The 13,021-nt window shown below is 66.4% G+C and carries 12 protein-coding genes; 7 read left to right on the top strand and 5 right to left on the bottom strand.

Translation table 11 applies throughout. From position 1 onward, the window contains the following. The first annotated feature begins 7 nt into the window (after window positions 1-7). The 7 genes from XBLMG947_RS13260 to XBLMG947_RS13225 all read left to right on the top strand — a co-directional run bounded on the left by XBLMG947_RS13260 (window position 8) and on the right by XBLMG947_RS13225 (window position 6,966). On the top strand, window positions 8-1,042 hold the full coding sequence (locus tag XBLMG947_RS13260; RefSeq protein WP_065469145.1) for an NAD(P)/FAD-dependent oxidoreductase: 1,035 nt from the start codon (window positions 8-10) through the stop codon (window positions 1,040-1,042). Window positions 1,043-1,221: 179 nt separating this feature from the next. Continuing rightward, window positions 1,222-2,799, top strand: a complete 1,578-nt coding sequence (locus tag XBLMG947_RS13250; protein WP_065469143.1) for a cryptochrome/photolyase family protein — start codon at window positions 1,222-1,224, stop codon at window positions 2,797-2,799. Between the two features lie 116 nt (window positions 2,800-2,915). Next, complete coding sequence (gene nagZ / locus XBLMG947_RS13245) at window positions 2,916-3,920, top strand: beta-N-acetylhexosaminidase (protein WP_065469142.1); 1,005 nt, start codon at window positions 2,916-2,918, stop codon at window positions 3,918-3,920. Next, a complete protein-coding gene (locus tag XBLMG947_RS13240; protein ID WP_065469141.1) occupies window positions 3,920-4,474 on the top strand; it encodes a hypoxanthine-guanine phosphoribosyltransferase in 555 nt (184 codons plus the stop codon). The genes nagZ and XBLMG947_RS13240 overlap by 1 nt, the downstream gene beginning before the upstream one ends. An 87-nt stretch (window positions 4,475-4,561) precedes the next feature. Then, window positions 4,562-5,314 carry an S-methyl-5'-thioinosine phosphorylase gene (locus XBLMG947_RS13235; RefSeq protein WP_065469140.1) on the top strand — a complete coding sequence of 251 codons (753 nt, stop codon included), beginning with the start codon at window positions 4,562-4,564 and terminating at the stop codon, window positions 5,312-5,314. An 86-nt stretch (window positions 5,315-5,400) separates the two neighbouring features. Continuing rightward, window positions 5,401-5,607 (top strand): transcription antiterminator/RNA stability regulator CspE, encoded by a 207-nt coding sequence (gene cspE / locus XBLMG947_RS13230; RefSeq protein WP_003488188.1) that lies wholly within the window; start codon window positions 5,401-5,403, stop codon window positions 5,605-5,607. A gap of 93 nt (window positions 5,608-5,700) precedes the next feature. Next, window positions 5,701-6,966 (top strand): FAD-dependent oxidoreductase, encoded by a 1,266-nt coding sequence (locus tag XBLMG947_RS13225; RefSeq protein ID WP_065469139.1) that lies wholly within the window; start codon window positions 5,701-5,703, stop codon window positions 6,964-6,966. A 45-nt stretch (window positions 6,967-7,011) separates the two neighbouring features. Here XBLMG947_RS13225 and pdeM read toward each other — a convergent pair whose 3' ends face one another. Genes pdeM through XBLMG947_RS13200 form a run of 5 tightly spaced genes read right to left on the bottom strand, consistent with a single transcriptional unit; the run spans window position 7,012 to window position 13,003 of the window. After that, window positions 7,012-7,656: a ligase-associated DNA damage response endonuclease PdeM gene (gene pdeM / locus XBLMG947_RS13220; protein WP_065469138.1), complete on the bottom strand. Its 645-nt coding sequence runs from the start codon at window positions 7,654-7,656 to the stop codon at window positions 7,012-7,014. After that, window positions 7,646-10,153 carry a ligase-associated DNA damage response DEXH box helicase gene (locus XBLMG947_RS13215; protein WP_065469137.1) on the bottom strand — a complete coding sequence of 836 codons (2,508 nt, stop codon included), beginning with the start codon at window positions 10,151-10,153 and terminating at the stop codon, window positions 7,646-7,648. The genes pdeM and XBLMG947_RS13215 overlap by 11 nt, the downstream gene beginning before the upstream one ends. Further along, on the bottom strand, window positions 10,150-11,754 hold the full coding sequence (locus XBLMG947_RS13210) for an ATP-dependent DNA ligase (protein ID WP_065469136.1): 1,605 nt from the start codon (window positions 11,752-11,754) through the stop codon (window positions 10,150-10,152). The genes XBLMG947_RS13215 and XBLMG947_RS13210 overlap by 4 nt, the downstream gene beginning before the upstream one ends. After that, on the bottom strand, window positions 11,751-11,984 hold the full coding sequence (locus XBLMG947_RS13205) for a hypothetical protein (RefSeq protein ID WP_065469135.1): 234 nt from the start codon (window positions 11,982-11,984) through the stop codon (window positions 11,751-11,753). The genes XBLMG947_RS13210 and XBLMG947_RS13205 overlap by 4 nt, the downstream gene beginning before the upstream one ends. Next, complete coding sequence (locus tag XBLMG947_RS13200) at window positions 11,981-13,003, bottom strand: ligase-associated DNA damage response exonuclease (RefSeq protein WP_065469134.1); 1,023 nt, start codon at window positions 13,001-13,003, stop codon at window positions 11,981-11,983. Before XBLMG947_RS13200 ends, XBLMG947_RS13205 begins: the two co-directional genes overlap by 4 nt. Window positions 13,004-13,021: the final 18 nt, after the last annotated feature.

Raw genomic sequence — 13,021 nt, 5'->3', positions numbered from 1 at the left:
CTGCTGCATGCGCCGACGTGCGCGCCACCGCATGACACTGCCTGCCCGCGCGCAGACGGTGGCAGTGATCGGCGCCGGGCTGGCCGGGCTGGCCTGCGCACAGCAGCTGCAGGCGGCGGGCCATGCCGTCACGGTCTTCGATCAGGCCGAGACGCCTGGCGGTCGCATGCGGCATTGCGCAGGCGCGCACTGGCAATGCGATCACGGCGCGCAATATTTCACGGCGCGCGATCCCGCATTCGCAGCGGTCGTGAATGCCTGGATCGACATCGGCGTTGCCGCGCCCTGGCAGGCGCGTATCGCAAGCTGGGACGGCGCGCAGTTGCGCCGATCGCAGAGTGCAGTGACGCGTTATGTGGGTGTTCCCGATATGGCCGCGCCGGCCCGTGCGCTCGCAGCGCGTCTGGATGTGTGCCTGTCTACCGAGGTGCACGCGCTGCAGCGTAACGCGCAGGGATGGAGCGTCTCGGCCCGGCAAGACGCGACGATGCACATGTTCGATACGGTGTTGCTGGCTGTTCCGGTACCGAGTGCGGTTGCGTTACTTGCTCAGATCGCACCTGCGCTGGTGACGACGGCCGAACAGGCGCGCATGCGGCCTGCCTGGGCGGTGATGGCGCATTTCGATGCGCCAGTCGATCCGGGCTACGACGCACTGTTCGTCAATACCGGCCCGTTACGTTGGGTGGCACGCAACTCCGGCAAGCCTGCGCGTGCGGGCACCGAGACCTGGCTGTTGCATGCCACCGCCGAGTGGAGCCAGACGCACTGCGATGCCACGCCCGCGCAGGTCATCGCCAGCATCCTGCCGGAGCTTGCAGCGCTCGGTTTGCCGATGCCGCAGTCCTGCGATTGTTCTTTTTGGACGGTCGCCAGCAGCGACCCCGTGTTGCAGATCGGCTGCGTCTGGGATGCGCAGCTTGGCTTAGGTCTGTGCGGCGACTGGTTGGCAGGCGGCAAGGTGGAGGGCGCATGGCAGAGCGGGACAGCGTTGGCGCAGCGCGTATCTGCGAGCGACATCCCGCAGAGCGATCGCGACTGACGCCGTGGCCGGCAGTGCAGAACAGAGCGTGGCGCGCCGCAAAACCATGTGTCTGTCATGGCCTTCGTCTGTGCGTCCAGCCCCGGTGATCACAGCATTTCAGTCGGATCGAACGCTTGCCGACGCAGTGTCGCAGCACGTGCGCGCCTGTGCATCCAGCATGATCGAGCGCCGCGCCGATGCATGATTCCAGCGCATCTACAACAGAAACCACCCAGCAAACGCCGGCCCATACGTTGCGCTTGATTCTGGGCGACCAACTCAATCCGCAGCACAGCTGGTTTGCGACGCGCGACGCCGGTGTGGTCTATGTGCTGATGGAGGTGCGCGAGGAAACCGACTACGTGCTGCATCACGCGCAGAAGATCCTGGCGATCTTCGCGGCGATGCGCGCGTTCGCTGCAGGCTTGCGGCAGGCCGGGCATCGGGTGCGCTATGTGACGATCGACAACGCCAGCAACCGGCAATCGATTCCGCATAACCTCGATGCGCTGATGGCGCACTACCGTGCGCAACGGCTGGAGTATCAGGCCCCGGGCGAGTGGCGGCTGGATGAAGCGCTGCAACACTGGAGTGCTGCGCAGCCCTTCGCGACGCACATGGTCGACAGCGAACATTTTCTGACCGAGCGCAATGAAGTTGCCGCATGTTTCCGTGCCGGGACCCCGTGGCGCATGGAAGTGTTCTATCGGCATCTGCGCCGGCGCCATCGCATCCTGCTCGATGCCGCCGGGCAACCGGAGGGCGGGCGCTGGAATTTCGATCACGACAATCGCGCGCCCTGGCCGGGCGACCCGCCTGCGCCGCCGGATTGGCGGGCGAGGCATGATCACACTGCGCTCTGGCACACGATCGAAGCCGCCGGCGTGCGCAGCTTCGGTGCATCGAATGCGCAGGCCCTGCCGTGGCCGCTGGATCGTGCAGAAGCCTTGCAGCATCTGGATGCATTCATCGCGCACGCGTTGCCGGATTTCGGCCGTTACGAAGATGCGATGAGCACGCGCAGCCCGCGTCTGTTCCATTCGCTGCTGTCGTTCGCACTCAACGTCAAGATGCTGCACCCACGCGAAGTGATCGCGCGCGCCGAAGATGCGTGGCGGCAAGGGCATGCGCCGCTGGCGGCGGTGGAAGGCTTCATCCGACAGATTCTGGGTTGGCGCGAATACGTGCGCGGTGTGTACTGGTCGCAGATGCCCGGCTACGCGCAGGTGAATCGCCTCGATCAGCATGCACCGCTGCCGCACTGGTTCTGGGATGGGCAGGTCGGCATGCGTTGCCTGGCCGATGCGGTCGGCAATTCGTTGGCTAACGCGCACGCGCATCACATCCAGCGGCTGATGGTGATCGGCAATTTCGCGCTGCTGGCGGGATTGGACCCGCAGGCGCTGCATCGCTGGTACCTGGGGGTTTACATCGACGCCTTCGAGTGGGTGGAGCTGCCCAATACCCTGGGCATGAGCCAGTTCGCCGATGGCGGCCTGCTCGGCAGTAAACCGTATATCAGCGGGGCGGCCTATATCGATCGCATGAGCGATTACTGCAGTGGCTGCCGGTACCAGCGCAAGCTGCGGGTCGGCGCGAACGCCTGCCCGTACAACGCGCTGTATTGGGATTTTCTGCAGCGGCAGCGCCCGCTGCTAGGGACGAACGAGCGCCTGGCGATGCCGTATCGGCAGCTCGATAGCATGGCTCCGGAGATATTGGCTGAGGTGCAGGCCCAGGCCGCGCACTGGCGGGCCCATCTCGAGGTGCTGTAAGCCTGCCCGAAACGGCGGAGGGCGAACGCAGCTGAATGCGCAATCTGACGCTGCCACGCGCATCTGCGACAATGCCGCGCTGCGCCACCACGGCGCCTGGCCCGGGAGTCCCCAACATGCTTCTGATCGGCGTTGCCGGTACCGAACTCAGCGCACAGGAACGCGATTGGCTGCAGCACGATGCGGTGGCCGGCGTGGTGCTGTTCAAGCGCAACTTCGCCTCGCGCACCCAGGTGGCCGAGCTGTCGGCCTCGATTCGTGCCGCCACGCCACGCCCGGTGCTGATCTGCGTGGACCAGGAAGGTGGGCGCGTGCAGCGGTTTCGCGAAGGGTTCAGCGCGCTGGCGCCGTTGCAGAGCTTCGGTGCGCACTACGCGCAGGACCCCGAAGGCGCATTGGCCGCTGCGCGCGCGCATGCGCAATTGATGGCCAGCGAGGTGCGCGCCAGCGGCGTGGACCTGAGCTTCGCGCCGGTGGTAGACCTGGGCCGTGGCAACCGCGCCATCGGCGACCGCGCCTTCAGCGACGACCCGCACATCGTGGGCACCTTCACCCGCGCCTATGTGCAGGCCCTGCACGGTGCCGGCATGGCCGCCACGCTCAAGCATTTCCCCGGCCACGGCACCGTGCTGGAAGACACCCATGTCGATCACGCCAGCGACCCCCGGCCGCTGGAGGCGCTGCAGGCCGAAGACCTGGTGCCGTTCGTGGCTGGGATCGAGGCCGGTGCCGACGCGGTGATGATGGCGCATGTGGTCTACCCGCAGGTCGCCCCGGAACCTGCCGGCTATTCGCAGCGCTGGATCGAACAGATCCTGCGCGGCCAGATGGGCTTTCGCGGCGTGGTCTTTTCCGACGACATCGGCATGGCGGCCTCGTTCAGTGCCGGCGGCGTGGCGGGCCGGGTGCATGCGCACCTGGATGCCGGTTGCGACGTGGTGCTGGTCTGCCATCCGGAACTGGTCGCCGAATCGCTGCAGGCCGTGCAGGGCCGCAACCTCAATACCGCCGCATTGATCGGCCTCATCGGCCGCGGCGCACTGGGCTGGGATGGCCTGCTGGCCGGTACCGATGCCTCATTCACCACTCCTCTTTCCGCCCATTTCGGAACAACTGCCTGATGTCCACGCTCACCATTTCCCAGGCCCTGGCCCAAGCCGATCTGCTGGTCGACCGTCCAGCCATCGATGCCGCCGTCGCCACCATTGCCGGTGCGATCGCACGCGACTATGTCGGCGAAGTGCCGGTGTATCTCACCATCATGCATGGCGCGCTGCCGTTCTCCGGCCAACTGGCGCTGGAGTTGGGCGCGCGCGGCCAGGACCTGCAGTTCGATTACCTGCATGCCACCCGCTACCGCGGCGAAACCACCGGTGGCGAGCTGGTGTGGAAGCACCGCCCGGCCACCGCGCTGTTCGGCCGCCGCGTGATCCTGGTCGACGACATTCTCGACGAGGGTTACACCCTGCAGGGCGTGCGCCAATGGTGCCTGGAGCAGGGCGCTACCGACGTGCGCGTGGCGGTGCTGACCGTCAAGCGTCATGACCGTTGCGTGCCGGGCGTGACTGCCGATTACGTGGGCGTGGAAGTGGCCGACCGTTACGTGTTCGGGTTCGGCATGGACGTCAATGAGCAACTGCGCGGTATCCCCGCCATCTATGCGATGAAGCAGTAGCACGCAGTTTTTTACGCTCGCAGTCAGGCGAGCTGTCGAGCGCGCCATGCTGCGCGCACTTTCGTTGATTTGTTGCAGAGGTCGGTTGTGTCCGCAAATTCCATCGCATTGGCCGTCATCGGCGGCACTGGTGTCTACAAGCTCGCGCAATTGGATGATGTGCAGTCGCACGAGATCGAGACGCCCTACGGCGCGCCGTCCGGGCCGATCCGCGTCGGCATGTTGCTCGGCCACCGGGTCGCCTTCCTGGCACGCCATGGCGAAGGCCATTCGCTGCCGCCGCACAAGGTCAATTACCGCGCAAACATCGCTGCATTGCAGCAAATCGGTGCCGCGCGTGTGCTCGCGCTCAACACCGTGGGCGGCATCACCGAACAATTCGGACCGCGCGTGCTGGCCTGCCCGGATCAACTGATCGATTACACCTGGGGCCGCGTCTCCACCTTCTGCGAAGAGCCGGGCAGTGAGGTGCAGCACGTGGATTTCGGCCATCCGTACTCGCCGATGTTTCGCAGCAAGGTCATTGCGGCAGCCAAAGTGACCGGCGTCACGATGGTGGCCGGCGGTTGCTATGGTGCAACGCAAGGACCACGGCTGGAAACGATTGCAGAGATCGCCCGCATGCGTCGCGATGGCTGCGATTTGGTGGGCATGACCGGCATGCCTGAAGCCGGCCTGGCGCGTGAAAAAGGCCTGGAATATGCGTGTTTGGCGATTGTGGCCAACTGGGCGGCCGGCTGTGGCGACGCGCAGGAAATCACCATGGCCGAGGTGTTGGCCAACGTCGATGCGGCGTCGTCCGGCTTGCCCGAGCTGATCGGCGAACTTGCACGCGGGTGATTGTCATCGGGGCATAAGCTTTGCATACTCGGCGCGTACGCACGCCGTACACCACCCATTAATTATTGCAAAGGTCTCGCATCACCATGCCGAACGGTACCGTCAAGTGGTTCAACGACGCCAAGGGATTTGGCTTCATCTCACCGGAGGACGGCAGCGCCGATGTCTTCGCGCACTTCTCCGCGATCAATTCCAAGGGCTTCCGCAGCCTGCAGGAAGGCCAGCGCGTCAGTTATGACGTGACCCAGGGCCCCAAGGGTGCCCAGGCTTCGAACATCACGCCGGTCGAGTAAGTTGACTCGATTGTGCGGTTGAAGAACCCCGCCACGGCGGGGTTTTTTTGCGCAGGTGAGCGCGGCCAGTGGTGGCGAGACAGAGCAGGGACGATGCAACGAGCATTACGTATTGCGGTAGTGGGCTACGGAACGGCGGGGCAGGCATTGGCCGTGCTGCTGGGGGCCGATGGGCATCACCTGGAGGTGTTCGAGCGCGCAGCCGCGCCCGGGCCGGTAGGCGCAGGCTTTCTGCTGCAGCCCAGCGGCCTGCAGGTGCTCTGGAACATGGGGGTGCTGCCGCAGGCGCTCGCGCATGGCGCACCAGTGCGCCGTTTGTATGGCGACACGCCCTGCGGGCGCGCAGTGATGGACATGCAGTATCGCGATCTGGGTGCGCGCCTGATGGGTGTGGGCATGCAGCGCGGCGCCTTGTTTACGCTGCTGCGCGAGGCCTGGCCGCAGCACGCGCAGCTGCATGTGGAGACGCAGATCAGCGCCATCGATCACGACGGCGTGCGTGTGCAGGATCAACGCGGGCAATGGCATGGCCCCTACGATCTGATCATTGCCGCCGATGGCTCGGCGTCCACGTTGCGCGCGCAGGCGCAGGGAACGCGGCTGGATCGCGTGTACCCGTGGGGTGCGCTGTGGTGTCTGTTGCCGCGCGAAGACTGGCCATTCGTGGACGAATTGCGCCAGCGCTATATCGGCGCACGCAAAATGATCGGACTGCTGCCGGTGGGCACGCGCCCGGGTGACGACACGCCGCGGCTGAGTTTTTTCTGGAGCCTGCCGTGCAGCGATTTCGTTGCCTGGGAACAGCGCGGTATGGCCGCCTGGCGCGATGAGGTGGCGCAGATGTGGCCGGAGGCGCACGCGCTTCTTGCCACGGTGCAGGTGCATGGTGCATTGGCACGCGCGAGTTATCGCGATGCGGTGGTGTCGCGTTGGCATCGCGGCCGCTTCGTGCTGGCCGGCGATGCCGCGCATGCGATGAGCCCGCAATTGGGGCAGGGCGTGAACATGGCGCTGCTGGATGCATTGGCGATGCGCGACGCCTTGCGTGCAGGCACCGATCTGGACGATGCCTTGCAGCGCTACCAGCGCGAACGCCAGGCGCATGTGGCGATCTATCACCGCTGGAGCCGCTGGCTGACGCCGTTGTTCCAGTCCGAACGCGATCTCTGGGCACACGGCCGCGATCTGTTGCTACGCCCGATGGGACGCGTGCCGGGTGGACGCGGGCACATGCTGCGCGTGCTCAGCGGCACCCAGCATGGCTGGTTCGGCAAGTTGGCGTTGGCGCCGGAATTCGTGGATGCGTTAGCGCAACCGGTTGTGCACGTGGCAGACGATAACGCCGAAGCGACCGCGTAGAGCCGCGTTTGGCCGAAGCGTCAGCCAGCGCGTTTGCGGTGCTGGCTAACGCACCGGCAACGCCATCGCATCGCCTTCCACGCAGGCGACCAGGCGCTCGCCTCCGCTCAGCGTTGGCACGATGCCTGCCGTGAATTGCGAGAAGGCCGGCAGGATGGTGACGCGTTCGCGCAACCAGAACGCCGGCCAGCGCCGCGACAGCCCCGGCAGCTTCGCCAGCGGGTGAAGGTGCCCGCACAGCACGTGGCCGGTGGGATGCGGCAACGGGTCGTGGCGCAGCACGAAGGGCCCATCTTCGACCTGTTCGCCGGCCGCTTCGATGTGCAGATCCGCACCGGCCAGTGCGCGGTCGTGATTGCCGCGGATGGCGATCACGCGCAATGCGCAATGTTGCTCGCGCCATGCGCTCCAGCGGCGGTGCCAGGCGGCGCGCGGTGCCGGGCCGTGCAGCAGGTCGCCCAGGATCCACAGCGCCTGGACATCGCGTTGTTGCAGCAACGCATCCAGCCGCTCCAGATCGTGCGCGGTACCGCCGGCCGGCAAGCCGATGCCGGCACGGCGGAATACGTCGGCCTTGCCCAGGTGCAGATCGGCGATCAACAGCGCACGTTGCTTCGGGCGGTACAACGCACGTTCGCCGAGCAATTCCACGGTTTCGCCAGCCAGCTGCAGCTGCACGCTATCGCCCATGCTTGCGCTCCAGTTGTTCGGCAGCGCGCAACACGCGCGCCTTCCAGTCTTCGGTGCTCAGTTGCCCGCGCACGCGTTCGGCCCAGAGCGGAAACGACAACGGGGTGAGGCTGCGTGGCGTGCACAGGCGCAGCTCGCGGCGCGCGCAATCGTCCAGGGCATGGGCAAGCCGCGCCAGTTCGAGCTGGCCTTCGAACACTTCGCGTTCGGCCTGGGCGAGCAGCAGATGATCGGGGTCGAAACGCTGCAACACGTCGTACAACAACCCGCTGGAGGCCTGCAGCTGACGCAGGCTGCGCGGCGCACGGCCCGGCAACGACGGCGACAACAAGCCGGCCACACGCGCGATCTCGCGGAACTGCCGGCGCGCCAACTCGCCTAGATTGAGGCTGTCGCGCAGATCGTCGAACAGGCTCACCGGCGACAGCAAGCTCTGCAGCACACCGGCATCGATCTCGACATCCTGCGCCGGCGACAGCACAAAGCCGTAATCGTTGGCAGCGAAGCTAAACGTATTGCGTTGGCGTCGTCCCCAACGTGCCGCGAGCAACGCGGCCAGTCCTTCGTTGACCTGCCGGCCGGCGAACGGATACACGAAGACATGCCGGCCGTCGCGCGCCTTGATGCTTTCCACCAGCAGATGATCCGGCCCCGGCAGCGAAGACAGTGAGGCCTGCAGGTGCAGCAACGGCGCCAAGGCCTGCATCTCCGGCGCATCGCCGGGATCCGCGAACACCGCTTCCACCTCGCGCCCCAGTGCCGACGACAACGGCATGCGTCCGCCCATCCATTTCGGCACCACGCCACTGCCGCCCTTGGCCACGCGCACGTAGGCGGTCATGTCTTCCAGGCGCACCAGTTCCAGCAAGCGGCCGGCGAACTGAAAGCGGTCGCCGCGTCGCAGGCGGCCGATGAACTGTTCTTCCACCGCGCCCAGCCGCCCGCCGCGCAGGAATTGCACGCGCACGCTGCCGTCGCTGGTGATCGTGCCGATGGACAGCCGATGCCGGAGCGCGACGCGCCGGTCGATCACGCGGTACATGCCGTCGTCGTCACGAACCACTTTGTGGAAGTCCGGGTAATGCGCCAAGGCGCTGCCACCTTGCACGATGAAATCCAGCACCGCGTTCCAGGTGGTTTTTTCCAGTGTAGCGAAGGCATCGGTGCCGCGCACTTGTTCGAACAAGGCATCGGCATGGAAGCCGCCGCCGAGGGCGAGCGTGACGCAGTGCTGCGCCAACACGTCCAGCGACAACCGCGGTGGTGGCCGCGCTTCGATATGACCGTGCACCAGCGCGCGCCGTGCCGCCGCATATTCGACCAGTTCCAGCGCATGCGAGGGCACGCACACCACGTGGCCGGATTCGCCGGGACGATGGCGCGCGCGGCCGGCGCGTTGCAGCAGGCGCGCGATACCTTTCGGGCTGCCGATCTGCAGCACCTGATCCACGGCCGGAAAATCCACGCCCAGATCCAGGCTGGAGGTGGCCACCACACAGCGCAGGCTACCGTCGGCCAGCCCACGTTCGGCGGCTGCGCGTAGCGTTGGATCCAGCGAGCCGTGATGCAGCGCCAGCGTTGCCAGATCCTCCGGCCATACCGCACTCAAGGCCTGGTGCCACAACTCGGCTTGTGCACGCGTGTTGGTGAATACCAGGCTGGTGCGCTGCTGCATGATCTTCTGCAGCACGCGCGCCAGTTGTGCCAGACCAAGATGCCCCGCCCACGGGAACCGCTCGCCGCTGTCCGGCAACAAGGTTTCCAGCGTCATCGTGCGCGGTTTGACGCCGGAGACCAGCGCCGCCTCGGGGCGATGCGGTAGCAGCACATCGCGGGCCTGCGACAAATTGCCCAGCGTTGCCGACAATCCCCAGATGCGCAGGTGTGGCGTCCAGCCGCGCAAGCGAGCAAGACATAGCTGCAGCAGCACGCCGCGCTTGTTGCCCAGCAACTCATGCCATTCGTCGACGATCACGCAGCGCAGCGCCGACAGCTGTGGCGCCGTGTCCGGATACGAAAGCAGCAACGCCAGCGATTCGGGCGTGGTGACCAGCACATCGAGCTTGCCGCTGCGCGCCAATCGCTTGTCGCGTGCGCTGGCATCGCCGGTGCGCAAGCCCACCTGCCAATCCAGCCCCAACGCGTCCACCGGCTCGCGCAGCGCGCGTGCGGTGTCGGCGGCCAGTGCGCGCAACGGCGTGATCCACAACACCTGCAGATTGCGTTGCTGCTGGCGGCGCGCAGGTGCAGCGGGCTTGCCTGGCTTGGCCTTGGCCGGTGCCGTGCGCCCGCGCGCGGCCAGTGCTTCCAGCAACGGCCCGCCAAACGCCGCCAGCGTCTTGCCGCTGCCGGTGGGCGTGTGCAGCAAGCCGGATTCGCCATCGAGATAGCGCTTCCACACATCGCGTTGGAACGGCAACGGCGTCCAGCCGCGCTGCGCGAACCACTCGCGCCACTGCTGCAATGGCGTGCCGCGTGTGTGCTGCGCTGCTGTCACCGCGCCAGTGCCTGCAGGCTGCTCAGGTGATCGGCGTCGGCCATCGGCTTGTCCTGACGCCAACGCAGTATGCGCGGGAAGCGCACCGCAATGCCGGATTTGTGCCGCGCGCTGCGGTTCACCGCTTCAAAGCCCAGCTCGAACACATGATGCGCCGTGACCGCGCGCACCGGGCCAAAGCGTTCGGTGGTGTTGGCGCGGATCCAGCGATCCAGCTGCAGGATTTCCTTGTCGTCCAGGCCCGAATACGCCTTGGCGATCGGCACCAGTTGCCCTTCATGCCACAGCCCGAAAGTGTAGTCGGTATAGAGCGTGCTGCGTCGGCCGTGGCCGGCTTGCGCGTACAACAACACGGCATCGATGGTGAGCGGGTCGATCTTCCACTTCCACCAATCGCCGCGACGGCGACCGGATTGATAGACCGAACTGGCGCGCTTGAGCATCAGTCCTTCCACACCGCGTTCGCGTGCTTCCACGCGCAGCTGCGCTGCGTCTTGCCAATCGCCGACCTGCACCAGCGGCGAGGCGATGATGCGCGGATCTGCGAGCGTGGCAAGCACGCCTTCAAGCAAGGCGCGCCGCTCTTGCAGCGGGCGCTCGCGCAGATCGTCGCCGTCCAGTTCCAGCAGGTCGTAGGCCACCACGCGTACGGGTGCTGCGGCCAAGGTCTTGGGCCCGGGCTTGAGCCGCTGGATGCGCGTCTGCAACGCGGTAAACGGCATCGGCAGAGGCTGCTCCGGTTGCCAGGCCAGCAGCTCGCCATCGATGACGATGCCATCGGGCAACTGCAGAGCAGCGTGTTCGATTTCCGGAAAACGTCCATCCAGGCGTTCTTCGCCGCGCGACCACAACGCTGCTTCGCCCGCGCGACGAATCAGCTGCAGGCGAATGCCGTCCCATTTCCATTCCAGCAGCCAGTCGTCGATGGCGCCTAACGTTTCGACCTCGGCTTCCAGCGGCGATGCCAGAAAGAACGGGTAGGGTTGCTGGCGGTCGCCGGGCAGTTCTTCGCTGGTCAACAGCTCGGCAAGATAGGTCGGATGCGGTCGCCAACTGCCGAGCATGCGCTGCGCAATGCGCGCGATATCCACGCCGGACAACTCGGCCAGCGCCTGCTGCACGAGCCGCTGCGACACGCCCACGCGTAGCGCGCCGGTCAGCAGCTTGTTGAACACCAGGCGCTCGTCGAAGGCCAGGCTGCGCCACGCCTGCACGATGCAGGCCTTGCGCACGGCCACGTCTTGGTTGGCGATCGGCAGCAGGCGCTGTTCGATCCACTCGGCCAACGGCAGATCGGTCGCTTCGGTGATCGGATCGTCCAGCAGCAGGGCCAGGGTTTCGGCCAGATCGCCGACGTGGTCGTAGCTGTCGGCCACCAGCCAATCGGCAATCCCGGCGGTGTCGGTGATCCACTCCCGCAGTTCGCCGCTGCTGGCAATACGCATGCGCGCGCTGGCTACCTTGCCACCGGCCAGCAGGTACAACGCCCACGCCGCATCCAGTGCCGGCGCATCGCGGAAATACGCCACCAGTGCAGCGCGCTTGTCGAGCGTGCCGGTACTGCGATCCAGGGTGCGGTACAGCGCCGCGAAGCGCTTCACGGCAGCGCCTGTAGCGGTGTGCGCTTGTTGGCTGCACGCAGCTCCAGTGCGCGTCGGGTAAACGCGGCGAGCACGCGTGGACGCCGCTGCGGCCGCGGTGGACCGATGGTGGCTGCCGGTGCGTTGCGATGTACGCAAAACGCCAACGCATCCCGGCGGAACGCGAGCGCACCGCTCAGGCGAATGCGCGGACGCGCGCGGACATAACGGCGTGCGGGCAGCGGATTCATTCCTCGGCTCCGAAATCGGTGCGGAAGGCTTCCGCTGCGACGCCGCGTTCCCGCAGGTGTTGGATCAATGCATCGGTATTGCCATGCGTGGCGATCACGCGTTGTGCGCCGGTCTGTTCGATGGTGCGTAGCAGGTCCGGCCAGTCGGCATGGTCGGAGACGACAAAGCCGCGGTCGTAATTGCGTCGACGGCGATTGCCGCGGATGCGCATCCATCCGGAGGCAAAGCCTTGTTGCGCGCTGCGGAAACGTCGGATCCAGGCGCTGCCGGCCGCCGATGGCGGTGCGATGACCAACTGTCCCGCGTAGTCGGCGCCGCGTGCATGCTCGCTGACCGGCTGGGTGTCCAGCATCGGGACGCCGGCCTGGCGATAGACCTCCACCCCCACCGCGACCGCGCCGTGCAGCAGTGCCGGCTGCGTTTCCCATGCGCGTAATTCGGCCAGCACGCGCTGCGCCTTGCCCAGCGCGTAGCAATACAGAATGGCCGCTTCGCCGCGCTCGGCGCATTCGCGGCGCCAGGCAGAGATATCGGCGGCCACTTCCGAGGTGTCCGGCCAGCGATACACCGGCAGGCCGAAGGTCGCCTCGGTGATGAACGTGTCGCAGGGCACCACTTCGAACGGCTTGCAGGTGGGGTCGGGTTGGCGCTTGTAATCGCCGGAGGCCACCCAGACCTCGCCATCGACTTCGATGCGCACCTGCGCCGAGCCCAGCACGTGTCCGGCCGGATGCAGCGACACGTGCGCACGCCCGAGCTGAAACGCCTCGCCGTCGGCATGCGTGTGATAGACCTGTTCGCCCAGGCGCCATTGCAGGATGGACAGGCTCTCGCGTGTGCAGTGGTACTCGCCCATGCCGCTGCGCGCGTGATCGCCATGACCGTGTGTGATCACCGCACGCGGCACCGGCCGCCATGGGTCGATATGGAAGTCGCCTTGCGGGCAATACAGGCCCTCGGGCCCGAGCACCACCAGATCGCCGCGTGTTTGAGGGGTGTGGTCGTTGCCATTGCGCATCCGGCAACTCTGGCCAAG

It is taken from the genome of Xanthomonas bromi (assembly GCF_900092025.1).
In the GTDB taxonomy this organism is placed as follows: domain Bacteria; phylum Pseudomonadota; class Gammaproteobacteria; order Xanthomonadales; family Xanthomonadaceae; genus Xanthomonas; species Xanthomonas bromi.
The sequence above is the reverse complement of the archived record's forward strand: the minus strand, read 5'-3'. Positions and strand labels throughout refer to the sequence as shown.

Excerpts from the sequence above, each read along its gene's own strand:
- pdeM (WP_065469138.1), bottom strand. The coding sequence starts at position 7,656 with ATGGGCGATAGCGTGCAGCTGCAGCTGGCTGGCGAAACCGTGGAATTG.
- XBLMG947_RS13205 (WP_065469135.1), bottom strand. The coding sequence starts at position 11,984 with ATGAATCCGCTGCCCGCACGCCGTTATGTCCGCGCGCGTCCGCGCATT.
- XBLMG947_RS13225 (WP_065469139.1), top strand. The coding sequence starts at position 5,701 with ATGCAACGAGCATTACGTATTGCGGTAGTGGGCTACGGAACGGCGGGG.
- nagZ (WP_065469142.1), top strand. The coding sequence starts at position 2,916 with ATGCTTCTGATCGGCGTTGCCGGTACCGAACTCAGCGCACAGGAACGC.
- XBLMG947_RS13200 (WP_065469134.1), bottom strand. The coding sequence starts at position 13,003 with ATGCGCAATGGCAACGACCACACCCCTCAAACACGCGGCGATCTGGTG.
- XBLMG947_RS13260 (WP_065469145.1), top strand. The coding sequence starts at position 8 with ATGCGCCGACGTGCGCGCCACCGCATGACACTGCCTGCCCGCGCGCAG.
- cspE (WP_003488188.1), top strand. The coding sequence starts at position 5,401 with ATGCCGAACGGTACCGTCAAGTGGTTCAACGACGCCAAGGGATTTGGC.
- XBLMG947_RS13240 (WP_065469141.1), top strand. The coding sequence starts at position 3,920 with ATGTCCACGCTCACCATTTCCCAGGCCCTGGCCCAAGCCGATCTGCTG.
- XBLMG947_RS13250 (WP_065469143.1), top strand. The coding sequence starts at position 1,222 with ATGCATGATTCCAGCGCATCTACAACAGAAACCACCCAGCAAACGCCG.